11 protein-coding genes and 1 pseudogene are annotated in these 18,527 nt (G+C 55.8%); 7 read left to right on the top strand and 5 right to left on the bottom strand.

The window, feature by feature from the left end; genetic code table 11:
• Positions 1-50 precede the first annotated feature (50 nt).
• The 3 genes from C8K66_RS00060 (at position 51) to C8K66_RS00050 (ending at position 2,874) form a co-directional block, all read left to right on the top strand.
• Positions 51-1,685, top strand: a complete 1,635-nt coding sequence (locus C8K66_RS00060; protein ID WP_046383217.1) for a methyl-accepting chemotaxis protein — start codon at positions 51-53, stop codon at positions 1,683-1,685.
• Positions 1,686-1,792: 107 nt separating this feature from the next.
• Complete coding sequence (gene pnuC / locus C8K66_RS00055) at positions 1,793-2,359, top strand: nicotinamide riboside transporter PnuC (protein WP_046383216.1); 567 nt, start codon at positions 1,793-1,795, stop codon at positions 2,357-2,359.
• On the top strand, positions 2,356-2,874 hold the full coding sequence (locus C8K66_RS00050; RefSeq protein ID WP_079445013.1) for an AAA family ATPase: 519 nt from the start codon (positions 2,356-2,358) through the stop codon (positions 2,872-2,874). Before pnuC ends, C8K66_RS00050 begins: the two co-directional genes overlap by 4 nt.
• A 109-nt stretch (positions 2,875-2,983) precedes the next feature.
• On the opposite strand, the gene ggt is transcribed toward C8K66_RS00050, so the two are convergent.
• A complete protein-coding gene (gene ggt, locus C8K66_RS00045) occupies positions 2,984-4,708 on the bottom strand; it encodes a gamma-glutamyltransferase (RefSeq protein ID WP_017847249.1) in 1,725 nt (574 codons plus the stop codon).
• Positions 4,709-4,888: 180 nt separating this feature from the next.
• Between ggt and C8K66_RS00040 the strand changes: the two genes are divergently transcribed.
• Positions 4,889-6,034, top strand: coding sequence for a MalY/PatB family protein (locus C8K66_RS00040; RefSeq protein ID WP_046383215.1), 1,146 nt, complete (start codon positions 4,889-4,891; stop codon positions 6,032-6,034).
• Positions 6,035-6,096: 62 nt separating this feature from the next.
• Here C8K66_RS00040 and C8K66_RS00035 read toward each other — a convergent pair whose 3' ends face one another.
• The 4 genes from C8K66_RS00035 to C8K66_RS00020 form a co-directional block, all read right to left on the bottom strand.
• Positions 6,097-10,440 (bottom strand): hypothetical protein, encoded by a 4,344-nt coding sequence (locus C8K66_RS00035; protein ID WP_256590871.1) that lies wholly within the window; start codon positions 10,438-10,440, stop codon positions 6,097-6,099.
• A 602-nt stretch (positions 10,441-11,042) separates the two neighbouring features.
• The gene (locus C8K66_RS00030) at positions 11,043-11,258 is read right to left on the bottom strand and encodes a molybdopterin-binding protein (protein WP_003173733.1); all 216 of its coding nucleotides are present in this window, start codon (positions 11,256-11,258) and stop codon (positions 11,043-11,045) included.
• A 313-nt stretch (positions 11,259-11,571) separates the two neighbouring features.
• Entirely contained in the window at positions 11,572-12,480 is a 909-nt protein-coding gene (locus C8K66_RS00025; RefSeq protein WP_108523971.1) for a FecR domain-containing protein, read from the bottom strand.
• A complete protein-coding gene (locus tag C8K66_RS00020; protein ID WP_108523970.1) occupies positions 12,477-12,995 on the bottom strand; it encodes a sigma-70 family RNA polymerase sigma factor in 519 nt (172 codons plus the stop codon). Before C8K66_RS00020 ends, C8K66_RS00025 begins: the two co-directional genes overlap by 4 nt.
• A gap of 505 nt (positions 12,996-13,500) precedes the next feature.
• Here C8K66_RS00020 and C8K66_RS00015 point away from each other — a divergent pair.
• From C8K66_RS00015 to C8K66_RS00005, 3 genes and pseudogenes are all read left to right on the top strand, one after another.
• Entirely contained in the window at positions 13,501-15,405 is a 1,905-nt protein-coding gene (locus C8K66_RS00015) for a M10 family metallopeptidase C-terminal domain-containing protein (protein WP_108523969.1), read from the top strand.
• 48 nt (positions 15,406-15,453) lie between these two features.
• Entirely contained in the window at positions 15,454-17,898 is a 2,445-nt protein-coding gene (locus tag C8K66_RS00010) for a M10 family metallopeptidase C-terminal domain-containing protein (protein ID WP_108523968.1), read from the top strand.
• Positions 17,899-18,379: 481 nt separating this feature from the next.
• Positions 18,380-18,527: pseudogene (locus tag C8K66_RS00005) on the top strand (ribonucleotide-diphosphate reductase subunit beta); the annotation flags it as partial.

Genomic DNA, 18,527 nt, shown 5'->3' with positions numbered 1-18,527 from the left:
AAAAGTCGATGCAACGCCGAGAATTATAAAAAGCACGGAGTGACAGGACGATGAACAGTTTACGCAATATGTCGATCAGCCGCCGTCTCTGGTTGATCCTGGTAGTCGCCGTGTTGATGCTGTTGGCCCTGGGTTTGCTGATGCTCAAACAGATCCATGACGACCTCTATCAAGCCAAAAGCCTGCAGACCCGACACGTCGTACAGACCGCCAGTGGAATCCTGACGTTTTATCACGGCCTCGAAACCAGCGGCGTCATGCCCCGTGAAGCGGCACAGAAACAAGCCCTGAGCGCGGTGCGCGGCCTGCGCTATAACAAAGACGAATATTTCTGGATCAACGACCTGACGCCGGTGATGATCATGCACCCGGCCAACCCCAAGCTCGATGGCCAGAACCTCTCGTCGATTCGCGACCCGGACGGCTTTGCAATATTCAACGAGTTCGTGAGCCTGGCCAAGGCCAAGGGTGCCGGTATCGTCAATTACCGCTGGCCGAAGCCGGGTGCCGATACGCCGATAGAAAAAACCTCGTATATCCAGTTGTTCGAACCGTGGGGCTGGATCATCGGCTCCGGCGTGTATGTGGATGACGTGCAAGCCGAATTCAACGCGCAAGTGTGGAAAGCCTCGGGTGTCGGCCTGGGCATCGCCGTGGTCATGGCCCTCCTGGTCTCGTTGATTGTGCGCAGCATCGTGCGCCCGCTGCAGGCCGCCGTGAATGCCATGGCCAATATCGCCAGCGGCGAGAGCGACCTGACGCGCAGCCTCGACACCCATGGCCGTGACGAAGTCACCCAACTGTCCCAGCACTTCAACAGCTTCACCGCCAAGCTGCGCCACGTCGTCGGCCAGTTGCAGATGTGCGCGAATGCGCTGGGCCAGTCCTCCACTGAGCTGGGCAACAACGCCAGCCAGGCCCACGACCGCAGCCAGCAACAGTCGCAACAGATGGAACTGGTGGCCACCGCGGTCAATGAAGTCACCTACGGCGTGCAGGACGTGGCCAAGAATGCCGAGCACGCCGCCAGCGAAATGCGCGATGCCCAGGCCCAGGCCGAGCAAGGTCAAGTGAACATCGACAGCAGCTTGCAGCAGATCGACCAACTGTCCACCACCATCAGCCAGGCCGTGGAAGTGATTCGCACCCTGTCGAGCGAAAGCACGCAGATCGGTGGCGTGCTCGAAGTGATCCGCTCCATCGCTGACCAGACCAACCTCCTCGCCCTCAACGCCGCCATCGAAGCCGCGCGCGCCGGTGAGCAAGGCCGCGGGTTTGCGGTGGTGGCGGACGAAGTGCGGCTGCTGGCCCAACGCACGCAGAAATCCACTGCTGAAATCCAGGTCATGATCGAGCGTCTGCAAGGTCACTCGGAAGCGGCGGTCAAGGTCATCAGCGACAGCCACAGCGCGTCGCAACTGACCATCGAACAGGCCGGCCAGGCCGGGGCCAGCCTCACCGCCATCGGCCAGGCCCTGCGCAACCTCAATGGCCTGAATGCCTCGATCGCCAGCGCCACCCTGCAACAGGCCCACGTGGTCGAGGACATCAACCAGAACGTGACCCAGGCCGCCGGGTTGTCCCACAACACGGCAGTGGCGGCCGAACAGTCCAGCGTGGCCAGCGCACACTTGCGCGGGTTGAGCGAGCAGCTCGACGGCCTGCTGCGTCAATTCAAAGTCTGACGCCACTCAAACTGTGGGAGGGGGCTTGCTCCCTCCCACATTTGCCTTCCTGTGTTTTGAAGATTGGTTACAATCCCCGCCCTTTCCCTCTCTCCCAAGGAACCACCATGTCCGGGCTTGAACTGTTCGCCGCCGCGCTGGGGGTGATCGCTGTCTGGCTGACGGTCAAACAAAACCCCTGGTGCTGGCCCATCGGCCTGGTGATGGTGCTGCTCTACACCTGGGTGTTCTACGACGTGAAACTCTATTCCGACATGCTGTTGCAGGTGGTCTACGCCGCCCTGCAAGTCTACGGCTGGTGGCAGTGGACCCGACGCGCCGGGGACATCAAGCCAGGTCGCCAAGTCACCAGCCTGGGCTGGTCCGCGATCCTTACCAGCCTGGCTATCGGCGCGGTCGGCAGCCTGTTGCTCGGCGCCGCCATGGCTCACTGGACCGACGCCGCCCAACCCTGGCTCGACGCCGCCCTCACCGGTTTCAGCCTGGTGGCGCAGATGTGGATGGCGCAAAAGCGCGTGCAGTGCTGGCCATTGTGGATTGCCGTGGATGTGATTTTCGTCGGGCTGTTCCTCTATAAAGGCCTCTACCTCACCGCCGCGCTCTATGCGCTGTTCACCGCGATCGCCGTGCAAGGCTGGCGCGAATGGCGCGCCGACCCGGCGTTGCGCGCATGAAGGTGGTGGTCCTGGCCGGCCCCGAATCCAGCGGTAAAAGCTGGTTGGCCGCGCAGTTGCAAACGCAGTTCGGCGGACTGATGGTGGGCGAGTACGTGCGGCACTTCATCGACCACCATCAGCGCGACACCACGCTGGCCGACATCCCGGCCATCGCCCGCGGACAACTGGCCTGGGAAGATACCGCCCGCGCCGAGCGCCCTGCGCTGCTGATCCTCGACACGCACCTGCTGACCAACAGGCTCTGGAGCCAGACCCTGTTCGGCGACTATCCGACATGGCTTGACGACGAACTGCTGGCCCGCCACTACGACCTGCACCTGCTGCTGTCCCCCGACGACGTGGAATGGACCGCCGACGGCCAGCGTTGCCAGCCGGAACTGGCCGACCGCCAGGCGTTTTTCCAGCACAGCCTGGATTGGATGCAGCAGCATCGCCAGGCCCTGGTGGTGATCAGGGGAAATTGGGAAGAACGCCGCGCCAAAGCCTTCGCGGCCGTCAAACAGATACTGTAGGAGCGAGCTTGCTCGCGAAAAACGCAAGAACACCGCGTTAATCCAGAATGCCCGCGTTATCGTTGACGCTCTTCGCGAGCAAGCTCGCTCCTACAGTGAGTTGCAGCGCTTAGTAGCCCAGGGACAGGCCGGTATTGCGACGCGGGTCGTTGGCCCCATAGAAACGGTTGTTGCCGACCGGCTTGCCGTCCAGGGATGGCGCGCCCACCAGGATCGCCGCCAAGTGGTTGGCATCCTGTGGCCCGGCAAACTTGTGGCCCCAGCTCTCAAGGATCTTCTGCGTATCCGGGCTGACCGCGAAGGTCTCGAGGTTGGTGGTGTCCGGCATCCACTGCTGGTGGAAACGCGGCGCGTCGACGGCCTCCTGGATGTTCATCTTGTAATCGATGACGTTGAGAATCGTCAGCAAGGTCGCGGTAATGATGCGACTGCCGCCCGGCGTACCGACCACCATCACCGCCTTGCCATCCTTGGTCACGATGGTCGGGCTCATCGACGACAGCGGCGCCTTGCCTGGTGCGATGGCGTTGGCTTCACCCTGGACCAGGCCGTACATGTTCGGCACGCCGACCTTGACGGTGAAATCGTCCATTTCATCGTTGAGGATCACCCCGGTCTTGCTCGCCATCACGCCGGCACCGAACCAGTCATTGAGGGTGTAGGTCACCGAGACCGCGTTGCCCCACTTGTCGACGATGGAATAGTGGGTGGTGTTGTTGCCTTCATGGGGCGCTACGCCCGGTTTGATCGCCTGGGAGTCGCCGGCCTTGTTCGGTTCGATGGCGTCACGCAGTTTCGTCGCGTAGTTTTTGTCCAGCAGGTGTTCGATCGGGTTCTTTACGAAGTCCGGATCGCCGAGGTAGCTGTTGCGGTCCACATACGCGTGGCGCATGGCTTCGATCTGGTAATGCAGGCCCTGGGCCGAGTGGTAGCCCAGGTCGGCCATCGGGTAGCCTTCAAGGATGTTCATGATCTGGCAGATCACCACGCCACCGGAGCTCGGCGGTGGTGCCGAGACCACGTGGTAGCCCCGGTAGTCGCATTCGATGGGCGCCAGTTCACGGGTCTTGTATTTGTCGAGGTCGGCCTGGGTGATGATGCCTTTGCCGGCCTGGCTGGAATCCACCAGCGCCTTGGCGACCCAGCCTTTATAGAAACCGTCGCTGCCCTTGGCGGAGATTTCCTTGAGGGTCTTGGCCAGGTCTTTCTGCACCAGCTTCTGGCCGACCTGCAACGGCTGGCCGTTGTGCAGGAAGATTGCGCGCAGGTCCTTGTCTTTTTCGAACTCGCCGGTGGCGGTGTGCAGCAGGTCGATATCACCCTGCTCCAGCGCGAAGCCGTTTTCCGCCAGCTTGATCGCCGGGGCAATCACCTGGGCGCGCTTGAGGGTGCCGTATTTGCTCAGGGCCAGCTCCATGCCGGACACGGTGCCGGGGACGCCGACGGCCAGGTGGCCCTTGGCGCTCAGGCCTTCGACGACGTTGCCGGCCTTGTCCAGGTACATGTCGGCGGTGGCGGCCAGCGGGGCTTTTTCGCGGAAGTCGAGGAAGGTCTTGCGCCCGTCGGCCAGTTGCACGGTCATGAAGCCGCCGCCGCCCAGGTTACCCGCCGCCGGGTACACCACTGCCAACGCGTAGCCCACGGCCACGGCGGCATCCACCGCGTTGCCGCCGGCCTTGAGTACATCCACACCGACATGCGTGGCCAGATGCTGGGCCGTTACCACCATGCCATTTTCACCGGCCACCGGGGCCTGGGAGGCGGCTTGCACACCGCTGACCGTCAATACCAGCGCAGTGGCAATCAAAGTACGGCTGAAGGGTTGGTATTTCATCCTTGGCTACTCGGGTTATTGAGATGCACCAAAATAGCCCGACTTGGATGCAATCCCCAGCGCAGTGGCGTTTTTATGACAGAACCTGTCGGTCACGGAACGATTCAGCGCTGGCCTCGACGGCCAATGGCGCTAGAATCGGCGCCATTCTTCACCTGACTCTCCGACACGAGCCTCCCCATGAGCTTTGATTTCGACACGATCCACCCCCGCCTCGGCACCGGCAGCACCAAGTGGAACCGTTACCCGCCCGACGTGTTGCCGATGTGGATCGCCGACATGGACATCGCCGCGCCACCCGCCGTGCTTCAAGCCCTGCACCAGCGCCTCGACCAGCAGATTCTCGGCTACAGCGTGGCCGGCCCGGACGTGCGCGCGGCCATCGTTGCCGACCTGTGGGCCAAATACGCCTGGCGCGTGCAGCCGGACGAATTGCTGTTTCTGCCTGGGGTAGAACCCGGTTTCAATATGGCGCTGCATGCCTTCGTGCAGCCCGGCCAAGCGGTGGTGCTGCAAACCCCCAACTATCGGCCGATTCGCCTGGCGCCCGGAAACTGGAACCTGCCGCGCATCGAAGTGCCGTTCAAGCTGGTCAACGCGCAGTACATCACACCGATGCCGCTGCTGCGCCAGGCGCTGACAGGGGCCGGCGCATTATTGCTGAGCAACCCGCACAACCCGGTGGGCAAAGTCTTCCCCCGCGAAGAACTGCTCGCAGTGGCCAATGCCTGCCTGGAACAGGGCGCGCTGATCATCAGCGATGAAATCCACGCCGAGCTGTGCTTCGACGGCCGTCGCCACATCCCCACCGCCAGCCTCAGCCCGGAAATCGCCCAGCGCACCATCACGCTGATGTCCGCGAGCAAGGCCTACAACGTGGCCGGCCTGAAGACCTGTTTTGCCGTAGTGCAAAACGCCGAGATGCGCGAGCGCTTCAACCAGGCGCGTTGCGGCATGGTCGACAGCGTCAGCCCCCTGGGCCTGGAAGCCACCCGTGCGGCCTACAGCCAATGCAGCGACTGGCTCGAGGCGTTGCTGCAGTACCTGCAGGCCAACCGCGACTACCTGCTCGACGCGGTAAAAACCCGCCTGCCCGGCGTGGTCATGCATGCGCCTCAAGGCACCTTTCTGGCGTGGCTGGATTGCAGCGCCCTGGGCCTGGACGACCCGCAACAGTTCTTCCTGGAACAGGCCAAGGTCGGTTTGAGCGCGGGGATCGAATTCGGCGATGACTGCCAGCAGTTCGTGCGCCTGAACTTCGGCTGCCCGCGGGCGTTGCTGGAAGAGGGTCTGCAGCGGATGGAACGCAGCTTGCTCACCCGTTAAAACTGACTGGCCCCTTCCCGGGGCCAGTCGTTCGATGGTGTTGGCCCACCCTTGGGCGTGCGTCAGGTTTGAGGATTACCAGTTTCAACCTTCACGCTGCTCACCTGCACAGTCCGGATGGATGAGCCCGCTTGGCGTGGCGCATTTATCACCATAGTCACACCGTCGTTGGTGATGAACACTGGTCGTGCCCGATCATCCTCCGTATCGCTGGAAAAGGCATTGTTGAAGACAAGTGCGCGGCTATTCCACGGCGTATCGCCGCTCGTATCAACGGATAAATCACCGGAGGGCGAAACACGCCAGCCAGAGAGTTGCGCAGCTGAATAGTCCAACCTGACGATACTGTTGCCCGGGTCCTCGATAATCACGTTCTCGACCGCTCTGTTCACGATATAGGTATTGTTGCCGCCCTCTCCCGTGATGCGGGCACCACCATTGATGACAATAACGTTCGCGCCGTTGCCGGTGAATAACACATCTTTTTGACCGTTGAGCGTGAACATATGGTTCTCATCATTACCCTGGATAAAACTTTGCCCTCGTTCAACCGTAGTCACATTGGAAAAAGACTGGAAATGCGCGATTTTCTTCACCCCTTCCGTATTCGATTCCTGGGTTTTTATCGAGATCGTATTCGTCTTGAAGTTAACGACGTGCCCCGCGTATCGGGCTACTTTGTCCGCTCCATCTTCTTTATAGGGGGTCGTTAGAGCGCCGGAAAATGACAGCGTATTACGTCCTCCGCCGCCATTGAGTGACGTCTGTCGAGGACTGAAACCATCCTTATCGGTTGTGGAGACTTGTTCAGCCTGTGCCAATGTCTGGCGCGCATCAGCGTTGAGCACTACTGTATCGTCTGCGTTCCCCCCGCTAACGCCTTTTTTGCCTGCGCCCAATAAAAAGTAGTTCGGTTTGGTTTCTATCCCTGTCACCCAATCATCCCCGTCGCCCATATCCCAAAGCGTGGCCTTGGTCTCCCCGGGCAGGCCTTCCACGGCGTTTATAGGCTTACCGTTCCATGATTTATGACCTGAAATATGATCATTACCCCCCGCGATTTCGACATGAGGTACCTGACCATTGACCGGGATCAAGTTCAACAGCCAGGTAATAGGTGAATACCAAAGTGAGGGCGTGAGCGGGACCTTACCCGGTACCAGTTTGGCCTCAACATCGGCAGAACCGTACACCACGCGTTCAAAATACTCTTTACCTGGACCGTCCAAAAACGCTTGATAACGAACCTTGCTCTGCTGTTCGTGCTCGTCGGCATATTTCTTTTCCAGATAGGGTTTTATGACATCGAATCCGGGTTCAAAGCCCAGAAACGACTTAACACCAATCGTGAATTTTTGCCCGTCGGTCAGCGGCGTATATTGATCAATTTCCTCTACAGTACGGACAGCGGAGTAAATCGATTGAGCAGCCATCAAGACCCCCGCAACGATGAGTCCGGCCGGTCCGGCAGCAGCGGCGCCCGCCATAAATGCAACGCCCAAGGTGATCGAAGTAACAGCCCCAGCGACTGAGAACGCACCGTTAACGTAGTGATCCTGAGCTTCTTTACCGGTACTGGCAGCCGCTTTATTGAACGAATCGACGGCATTGTAGATATCAAAAGGAACCGTGATGGTCGCAGCAACCCCACCGCCGACCCTCCCAACCATCTTTCCAATACTGGAGGATTTAAAGTTGACTATTGTCGGTGCCACACGACTGGCGGTCTTCTGCGCCACCTTATTGAGACCCGCCTCCACGCCCATCCCGACATATTCAGCCGCAACACTGCCCAGACCAACGGCCCCTTCCGTTGTATCGCCATTCTGAAGACTCTCTATAGAACTGCGCAGCGTTTGGAATGTGCCGAACGCCTGAAACCCCAGTCCCGCGGCGTTATTTTTTGCCCCCGACTTGCCGGGCGTTTCCGGGGAGAAAAAATCGCTGGGTATAGGCTTTTTACTTTGCTCAAGTTTCTTTATCTGGGCATGTTGTACAGATAAATCCCGCACTGAGTTTTGCAGCGATTCAAGTACAGGTCCGCTGTTTGCCGAACGGAACAGCGGCGCACTGTCGGTACTGCGGTGAGCGCCGATCTCAGCGATTACGTTTGTCACGCGATCGCCGACGTCACTCGAACTCCCTTTCAAATGAGCCTGAAATTTTTCAAGGTCGATCTGTACTTTGTTGATCAGTTGGTGACTATCCGCATCGCCGGGCAGCGGATTTTCAATAGGCTTGCCATCGATACTGGCGCCCATTTTATAAAGTTCGACACGACTTACGTTCAACTCACCAATGCGTACAGGGGGATGACTTACATCAAGTTTTTGCAGGCGCTCGACTTGCGCCGGGTCAATCGGTGCGGCGGGGGTGGACGGTGTAGAAGAAACGCTTTGTGGCGCGTCGCGTGGCGGGGAAAGCAGTTTGTCGAGCGAGGCCTGCGCCTGGCTGTCGAGTTTTCCGTCGTAGAGTCGCGCAGTAAAGCTTTGCTCCATAAAATCCAGGGGAGTTCTGCTCGCACGCGTACTGAGTTGATGGCCGCTTTCGCGAAAAGGCTCTTTGTTGTCTATTGTCGCGAGAAATTCATTGGGGTGGGCTCTGTAGTGGCTAAGCAACCCGAATTTTCCGGCAATGAGTGCAGCCTGCTTCTGGGCTATACCGTCCCCGCCATTGGCCTTTGCTTGATGACCCACTCTATCAGCGACAGTGTTGTTACTCGCGGAAGGCGATGCAAAAAAGTCATCACCAATGATCAACGTGGGTTCGCGACCTAAACGTATCTGTGTTTCTGCTTGATCGCCCGGCCTGGCAATGACCACGGATATATCCGTACCTATCAACTTCCAAGTATTCGGGTCGCTCTGGTCAATCGTCTGCAGGGCGGTACTGATACCGTCCGCCACTTGCTTTGACCTGCTCGGGTCACTGTTCGCATCAGTGGTGATATTAATTTTCGCATACGGGCGGTACTCAGTTTTAACCTGTTTTTTTGGTCCGAGCTTATCCTTAGCCAGCCCGATACGGTCGTTTTCCATACGCTCAAAAACGGAGGGAAATTTAACGGGCGCGGCGGCCTCATTAATTGCATTTATCAGTTTTTGCTCAAGCGCCTTCATCGCCGAGACCTGATAAGAGTTTGGATGATTTTCGATAAATTGCTGCACATGGCCCAAAACGGCTTTCGTCTGGTGATACTGGGACATCCCTTTGGAAACGTGCAGTTTTTCCAGCCCCGTTACGACCTGCTCATAGTCCACCTGTACTGCGGGTTCCGGAGTCGACGTCTGGCCCCGAAAATGTTCAGCCAACGGCAGGCGGGAAGTATCAATCACCTTAATTTTTTCAAGATCGCCCAAAGGGGCGTCGTACATAAACCTGACGTCGTTTTGGGCAGGAGAGACATCAGAAATATAATCGGGATCAAACACACTGATTTTGTATTTCGGAGAACTAAAGTAACCCCCCTCCTCCATGGGTTTAAAAGAGCCTTTAAGTTCAGACCCTGCAAATACTTTTTTCAACCCCTCCTCAAAAAGCTCATAAGAAGAAAACTCCACCAACCCGTAATTCGGCTCTGCGAAGTAGTAAGTTCGATTATTATTGGAGTCCACCATCACACCGGCACTGACACGATGATTTTCCCCGCTGATCAGCAGCGTTTGAGTGGTTTTCGATTCCAACAGTCTAGGTGCAATATCAGTATACGGACCCAGTACGGACTTTTTGGGATCAGCTGCAAGTTCAATGTATTTTGTTTGTTCATGGACTTCAGCCAGCTTGTTGAAAAACTCCCGCGATTCAGGATCGTCCGGATTGGCAACCGCCTGGAAAACATTTCCCAAAAAAACATGTTGTTTGCCCTCAGCGACGGCCAACGAAAGAAGATGTGAGATACCTGAACATTGCCCTGGCGACAATCTGTTGATCATCGAAAGATAGTAACTTTGAGACATCGGCGTTACCTTCACGCCTTTGCCCGACATCACTTTCGAAAACAGACTGACATTGGCTTGAGTATCACCGATAACGCGCTGTTCACTCAGGCGTTGTATCGCCCCCAGTTGTTCGGGTGTTGTGGGGTGATCCACCGCCAATCGAAGGAGTTCCAAGTCGCTCATTGGGGCTGAATAACCTGGCAGAGAAACGGACGAGGGTGTGTTATAGCCTTTCAAGTAAGCGCTGGAATCAGGACTGGCCTTGGCCTGTACTACCTTATCATGAACTACTTTTAATACATCCTCATCCTTAACCACAATGGAAACAGGAGACGTTGGTTCCGTATCCTCACGTCGTACACGGCTATGCCCGGGTGACATTTGTAGGGTGTCATGCGGAGCTGAAGGATCTCGAGTAAGTTCATCGTCTAAACGAAACGACACACCCGCAGAAGAAGATATATTCATGAGTAATTCCGGTATGATATTATCGACTTAACCTCCCTGTATAGATGAATGCCCTGATCGGAAAACACTAGCAAAGCAAAAAGCATTCAACTGTCAGACTTATCTGTTTACCGTCATTATCGTTTGAAACAATACATTTCGACTGAACGTCTGAAACTCAAACACTAAAGAATACGCGCGACCAATGCCCTTGTCCCCTTCCACCCAAGATCGGTACGCAGCTCCATACGCGGCTCAAAAACAGCGCCAACAGTAAGAAGGTCGAAACCCACAACGACACTCCCAAACTGTTTGACTACCGGCAGCGCCCCCTTACTAAGTTCCAGGCATTTATCTTATTTTATGCCCTGCACCAACGCTCATAAAAACCATGCACCCTTTGAATACTCCGACAGGCTCAACTCAGCCAGGACTTCGAGTCCCTCTGCGGCGTAGTTGCCAACCAGAACACCGGCGACCAGAGCCTCGGCGTCAACAGCGCCGCCCCGACAAAACTGGACGATCACACATCCCTCGACCAGCCCTTGGGTGATCCGCTACGGAGACTGATTTGCGGCCGCCATCGCCGGCAAGCGGGCGCCTACAGTGAATTACGCAAGTCTTTAGAGTTTGGCGATGGAAACTTCAGTCGATTTCACAAAGGCAATCACTTCACTGCCCACCTTCAACTCCAGGTCACGCACCGAGCGCGTGGTGATCACTGAAGTAACGATGCCGGACGCGGTCTGCACGTCGATTTCCGACACCACTTCCCCCAGCAGAATCTCCTTGATCACGCCCTTGAACTGATTACGCACGTTGATCGCTTTAATGGTCATGTCGGCTTTCCTTTTGGCTGTTAGGTCGATCTGCACGAATGTGCAGAGCCTCAAAGTGCGCCACCCACAAAAACATTAAAAGGAATATATAACTATTTGTTTATTCCATATGGGTATATCAAAGCTATTTCACCGCCAACAGTCGATCAACAGCTTGCCCTCCCCACTACAACCTTCTCCGCTCGAAACCACGTAAACATGCGTGGGCTGGCCTTGCAACCACGCGAAGCCGTCAGCCTGCTGGGCCCCAGTGTCTGAAACCTTCCGTCGAAACGAAACAAAACAACTGCCACATTTTTGATCGCCAGTGTCTTCAAGTGAGTGTGACCCAATACCGCGTCCGCGCCTGCACCTCGAACCCTAGACTCGAGGCCAGCAGGCTGAGGATGCGGTCGGTGTCATCCAGGCGAAAACTGCCCGTCACCCGCAACGTCTCCAGGTTCGGCGCCCAGCGCAACACGCCTGGGCGATAGCGCGCCAGCTCACGCAGAAAATCCCCCAGCGCCTGGTTCTGTGCAGTCAGCACGCCGTCGCGCCAGCCCAGTTGCAGCACATCGAACGGCACCCACGCACCGAGCCCGCCGGCGCTCAATGGCACTTGCTGGCCGTCCTGCAACGTCGCCAATTGCCCGTTCACGTCGCGCACCTGCACGCGGCCCTTGAGCACCGACACCCGGCAGCCGGCAGCCAGTTGGCGCACGCACACCTCGGCCTGACTGACCCGCACTTCGCCGTAGCGCGTGCGTAGCGTCATCGCGTGTGCGCCCGGCACGTTCAGCGCCAGTTCGCCGTCCACCAGCGTGATGCGCCGTTGCGCCGGGTCCACATCCACGGCCGTGGCGGTATTCAGTTGCAGGCTGCCGCCCTCGGCCAACGGCAGGCGCCTGCGCTCGCCGGTGGCGGTGTGCAGGTCGGCGCGCCAACTATCTATAGGTAACTGGCGACTGATCAACCAGGCCGTCGGCACCAGCGCCGCCACGCCCAACGCACGCTTGAGCAACGCCCGCCGCCCCACTTGCGGGCGGTCGAGGCTGGCCATCGCCAACGCCTGGGGCAGCGCGCTGAAGCGCTGGCGCAGGGCCTGGGCTTTCTGCCAGATGTGTTCGTGCTGCGGATGACTGTCGCGCCAGTGCTGCAACGCGGCATGATCGCGTTCAGTGGCCGCCCCCGATTCCAGCAGCGCCAGCCATTGCGCGGCCGCTCGCGCAACCTCACGGTTCACAGGTCCACCAGCAGGCAATGTTCATAGGCTTGCGCCATGTAACGCTTGACCGTGCGCTCCGACACCTCAAGTCGCTCGGCAATCTCCCGATAGCCCAGGCCGTCCAGCTGACTCCAGAGAAACGCCCGGCGCACCAGTGCAGGCAAGCCGTCGAGCAATTCATCCAGGGCTTGCAGGGTTTCCAACACCAGCCAGCGCTGCTCGGGAGATGGCACGCAGGCTGGCGGCAGGTTGCCAAGAGCCGTCAGATAAGCCTGCTCAAGGCTGCGTCGCTGATGAAAATTGACCAGCAGGCGCTTGCCCACCGTCACCAGATAGGCCCGCGGTTCCTGCATCTGCGCGAGCGGCTGGGCACTGGCGAGCACCCGCACGAAAGTGTCCTGGCTCAGGTCAGCCGCATCCCAGGCATTGCCCAGGCGCCGCCGCAGCCAGCTTTCCAGCCAACTGCGATGGTCGCGATACAGGCTCGATAACGTCGGTTCGGCGGCGTGCGAAGGGACAACAGCATCATTCATGGCAAGCAACCTGCGCAGCGCGATTGAGTCTCAAATGAGATTAATTCTAATTAATATCGCGACGAGACACCATGACTTTCAACTGAATGTTCATGCGGACTGTGCCGCCCCTTAGGCCTGCCCGCGCCCTACTACACTGCTTGATGCCCAAATCGGAGCCCGGTACGACCGCGAACTGTCTCTGCCATTTCGACCATGGTTCGCGAGTACAACAAAGCTAAACCAATCAAACAATAAATAAAGGTTGCTGAATACATCACGTCATCCACCCTAATAAATCATCTGGTAGCCGAACGCCTAATAATATTTGCCTGCTACGCCTTCCAAATTTAATAGAGCGCATTTCAACCAGTAACAAAAAAATCAAAACCACGTTTAAAACGCTTCTCGCAACAATTCCCCTATAGTGAACAACAGCATTTTTTGGCATCGTACATATACTGCGCACAAACAATGCCAGCACCTATATCTCTAATACACTCACCCTTACAACCGAACATCTATCATGCCCAATACTTCAACATTCCCCACCCGCACACCGCTACAAGCGCCCCATTACTTTCCTCGTGTTTCCGAGCACGAACCGGAAGCGGAAGATGACGCAGGGAAGGATAAAAAAATGTCGCTCGACACTACTCAAGCCGGAAGAATTATTTCTCGAAATGGCGCGACCTGGCACGATAAAAATCGAGACAGCCATACAACTATCTACTACGAATTCGGTCTCAAGGACCCAGTTCATCAAGCAGACATCCACACCAACTTTACCGAAGAGCAAAAAGACGGCCTTAGAAAGGCAATGCAGAGTTGGTCAGATATCGCCAATATACGCTATAAAGAAAACCCGCCGAAAGGTGAGTGGCTGGGCGATACAAAGTTTTATAGTGATAACCCCGACGCGGAAGGCTTACTTGCGGTACGCAAACATTTAGGTCATGGCATTGGGGGAAAGGCAGCTATCGGAACAGCGGATGTTTGGTTGGGATTAAGAAATCCAAATGAAAACCTGAGCCCCAGGTCGGTGGGTGGTTTCGTTGCCATGCATGAATTTGGGCACAATCTAGGACTACCCCATCCTGGACACTATAACGGGAGCGCCAACTACACAAAAGATGCCCTCTACGCTGAGGACACCAGAGGCCACTCCATCATGAGTTATTTTGAAGAACAGGAAAACGGCCAACACTTCAGCGGCGGCCACCCGTGGACACCCATGATGGATGACATAAGCGCGATACAAAGAATCTACGGTTCCAACTACACCACTCGAAATACCGATACGACTTACGGCTTCAACTCTAATACCGATCGGGATGCTTTGACTTTCAAATCGACGGATGACCGCCCCGTTCTCTGCATCTGGGATGGCGGCGGGAATGATACCTTGGACTGTTCGGAGTTCACGGCAGACCAACGCATCAACCTAAACGAGCAAACATTCTCCAATGTGGCCGGACTGAAGGGGAATGTCTCCATCGCCAAAGGCGTTACCCTGGAAAACGCCGTTGGTGGCCACGGCAATGACCATCTGATCGGCAACACAGCCGACAATAGGCTCACCGGTGGCGCGGGTGCGGACAGACTAACGGGCGGCAAAGGGAAAGATTTTTTTATCTATAACACCACATCAGACTCTACCCCGGAAAACCCAGACTTTATTACCGACTTTATAAGCGGTATTGACAGTATTGACGTGTCCACTTTACTGAAAAAAAGTGGCGTAAATAGTCTCAACTTCGTCACTCATTTTTCCGGGAGAATTGGTGAGGCAGCGCTTGGCTTCGATGAGAAGCTGAATGAAGGCACTCTCACGATAGACCTGACAGGCAAGGGTCAAGCTACTTTCCTCATCAAGACCCATGGAAAGATATATCCGGCAGACGTAGTACAGGTCCCCTCGACATACAAACCCGTTGACGCATCTCCCCCGCGCATCAACCCCGACGGAGGACGCACCGATGGTTACGTGCCTCCGGCACCGATCGTCGTACCGCCCTCCGTCAGTGTCGTCATTGGCACTAAAGACAACGATGTCCTTCGTGGCGACCATGGGGACAATCTGATAACCGGCGGTGCTGGCGCAGATACGCTCGTGGGCGGATCAGGCAGGGATATTTTTGTATATGAGCACGCCAGTGACTCCACCATTCAACGACCGGACCAGATACTGGATTTTAAAACCGGCGTTGACACGATTGACGTTTCCAAAGCGCTTGAAAAGGCCGGTGTTCACAGTTTGAATTTTGTCACTCAGTTTACCAGGCGCTCGGGGGATACGGTTATCCGTCATAATTCAACAAGCAACGAAAGCACTGTTGGGATAGACATGACCGGAAACGGAAAAGCGGACCTATTTATTCATACCCAAGGCAAAATCAACGCCGGTGATATTTTAAGCAAAACAATATAATAGCAACAGCACACATAGAATATCTCAATACACTAGGTTACTCAACCCATGACTGACTCATTAAGCACTCGCACGCCTAACCGTTTGACAAACTCATCACCCGATATCCACACACGCCCAATAGCACCGATCGTTACTGAAAAAGCGTCCCTGACCACAGAGGACGCTGTAAACCTGATAATTAAAGAAAAAGTGCATGATCGCCACTTAGACGGGGTCACTAACATTCTTTACGAGTTCTTCTCAGAATCCAAATCAGATCATTTCCACTATCACTCACCTACCGAGTTCAACGCCAATCAAAAACACCAGACCCGGAGAGCCATCCAAGCCTGGGAAGACCTGGCCAACGTAACATTTACAGAGCTTCCAGAACCCACCTCATCAAACGATACCCGAACGATAGTGGGAAAACACAAACATAATGACCACAGAATAGTATTTGGACAAACTGAACACATAAAAAGCGGTGGCATTATTTCGAACTATCCCGGCGCCCCCCACGCGTCCCTTGCTATACTGGGCGCATCCACAGTAGATTCTGACTTTGATCACAACGATGTTAAGCGTGGCGTATTAACCACCCTGATTGGCGGAGCGTTAGGACTCGGTACGCCATTTCAAACCAGAACAACACAACACGTCAACAGTTCCGGCGAACCGCAGGATTCGGCATTTCACACCAAGGACAACCTCGACTACACGATAATGAGCCCCCACATAGGCGTTCAATCAAAGAGCGACCGCCCCGCAGCCGCCATGATGCACGATATTGCCGCCGTTCAAAAAATGTATGGCGCCAACTTGAAAACACGGAACACGGATACTGTTTACGGTTTCAACTCCAATAGTGGTCGCGACTTTCTTAGCCTCAAGTCTGATAAAGACAAAGCACTATTCTGTATCTGGGACGGTGGTGGCAATGACACCCTCGATTTTTCCGGTTTTTCCCAGAACCAAAAAATCAACCTCTACGAACGATCGTTTTCCGATGTGGGGGGAATGAAAGGCAACGTCTCCATCGCAAGGGGCGTGACCCTGGAGAACGCCGTGGGCGGAGCAGGCGACGACTTATTGATTGGTAATCACGTAGACAATCGACTAAAGGGTGGCGCCGGCGCGGACAGTCTGGAGGGCGGCAATGGTGCCGACACTTTCATCTATGATGACGTCAGCGACTCTACCCCCGAAAACCCGGATCTTATTACCGACTTCAGCAGCGGGACCGACAAAATCGATCTTTCCGGCGTACTGCGAAACAACAGAATCGGAAGCTTAAACTTTGTAGCGAACTTTACCGGCAAAGCCGGTGACGTCGTGCTGAGTTACAACGCAATAACCGGCCAGGGCAGCCTAGCAGTAGATTTGACCGGCAACGGCCAGGCGAGCTTACTGATTAAGACCGTGGGCCAGGTACGGGCGGGCGATGTTCTGGTTTCAACATTGCAGCAACCATCGGGACCCAATAATCCTGTTCCGCCCGCCTCACCAGAAACCCCACAAACAGCCCGGAATGAAGCATTACCTCTCTCTCAAACATTCAACAGCGGCCACACCGCACAAAACCAATCTGTCAGCCATGTAGCACTCCCTAACATAACGCCAACCTCCAGCATCGTTTCGCAAGTGGTCTCCGCCCATACGCCTGTCACGGTTGTTTCGGTGAATAACGAGCATTGGAATTACTACATCAATCTGCCAAAAGAGCCCAAAGACAACGACATCGTTATCGTTAACTCAACGGCACTTAACAAGAGCAAAATCATTGACGACAATACCGGCCAATTCAATTATTTAGGCATCATCAACCCTGGCGAAAAACGCGCGCTCAAATACTCCGCAGAGACCAAAACCTGGCAGCCTCAAGAGACCAGCGAAACGCAGTGGATTGGCTCAAAGATCTTGCTCGGCACCTCCCATGCTGTCGTTTCCCTGAATAGGCACAACTGGAGACCGCAGGCCAGGCTGCCTATCGAAGGAACAAACGGCGATATCATCAGACTGCACTCTGATGCGGATCTTCCGATAGATATCAAGACGTCCGATGTCACCGACCCTACGGTGTGGCAACTAACCAAAGGCGATGCCATAGACTTTCAGTACAACGCCAAGACCGGCTCATGGGAAATGCTGCGCCCAACAGGTCAGTTCTATCGCGCACAATCATTGGTTACTGGCGTGATGCCTCCTCCTTCCACTTATCGAACCTACGTGGAAGTAGCCAATGGCAATTGGCAGGAGTCAATTACTCTCCCAACCGAAAATGTGCATGAGGGCCATCAAGTTATTATAAAAACAACAGCCGACCAAAGCTTCAAAGTCAAGCATGGGCAAACCCAATACACTATCGGCCCGGGGGAGTCTGTTTCATTTAAGGCCGACAAGAACGGTCGGTATGCGAGAGAGCCGAAACCTGCAGACTACTATGCTCATTTAACGGTCAAATCCAAATTACATTATTTCAATCAAGATGGCGTGTGGAGAACGTGGTAACAATTTAATCAGCGTAAGTTGCCCCCCTCTCACAATACCCGCTCCATCTTGATGATCTCGAAGAATCACCGCGCTTTCCCCACGGCCGAACGTCCCCGCCGAAATTTCGAAAACCACTCAAGATGTAGAACTTTTCGGCGGTCGGGGCTCCTTTTCAGACGAGCCCTGGCGTCGTCCTGCGTAGCGAGGCCGATCAGCCGTTTTTTTCATTCCCTGGCGATTTCAAATGTGCCCAGTGAACCCCGGCGTTATAGCGGACCCGGCGCCTGGCAGCGACCTAAAACCGCACACGTTGTCCGTTGACCATGCTGATCACACCCCATATAGTGTGCCCACGCCAACAAACAACCACTACATAGTGTGCGAACTCGTAAAATTCTGACCACACTATGCGCAGTATTTCAATGCCTTGAAGCCTGCAAATCACTTATTTTTGGACGGGTTCACACACCGTCAGCACAGACCAGGAAGGAGTATTTCAATGCTGAGTTGGGATGAAGTCGACAACGAAGACACCGGTGCAGCGGTGATCAGAGGCGCCAACGCCGGCCACGCCACCGAAGCCAACATGGACCGCCTCGACGGTGCCGGCGCCGCTGCCGCCATCGAAGCCCGCGCCGTCACCGCCA

Origin of the sequence: Pseudomonas sp. GV105 (assembly GCF_003058185.1) — a bacterium.
Taxonomy (GTDB): domain Bacteria; phylum Pseudomonadota; class Gammaproteobacteria; order Pseudomonadales; family Pseudomonadaceae; genus Aquipseudomonas; species Aquipseudomonas veronii.
The sequence above is the reverse complement of the archived record's forward strand: the minus strand, read 5'-3'. Positions and strand labels throughout refer to the sequence as shown.